Raw genomic sequence first — 392 nt, forward strand, 5'->3', positions numbered from 1 at the left:
CATCTTTGTTACGCGTCATAATCATCTTGACTCGCTCCATGGGCTTAATGGTCTTTTTCTCGTTTTCAGTCAGGGTGCTGCCCTCTTCACAGGCCATCACTTCCGCCCAATGAGGTCGCAAGTCGATAATGTCTTTGTATAGCTTAAAGGCGTTCTCACGAGAGCTACAGACAAACATGGCTTTGCCTTTTTGAGTCGTGCCCTCGCTCACTCGCGTCTCGTAATGTTCAACAAAGTCTTCGGCAATGGCACGAATACGATCAGGGTCGCCCAGTACCGTGGACATGGTCGCCATGGTTTGCTTACTTTTTTCTATCTGATACTCGTTAGCCCCTGCGTCCTCAACCTGCTTATAATATTTCTCCACCTCTTCTAGCTGGCGAGAGTCTAGC

General features: G+C 48.7%; 1 pseudogene. It reads right to left on the reverse strand.

From position 1 onward, the window contains the following. Positions 1–392 (reverse strand): annotated as a pseudogene (locus ACT3RN_RS16190) (type I restriction endonuclease subunit R); the annotation flags it as partial.

This window comes from Psychrobacter sp. AOP5-GZ1-6, assembly GCF_052376345.1.
Classification (GTDB): Bacteria; Pseudomonadota; Gammaproteobacteria; order Pseudomonadales; family Moraxellaceae; genus Psychrobacter.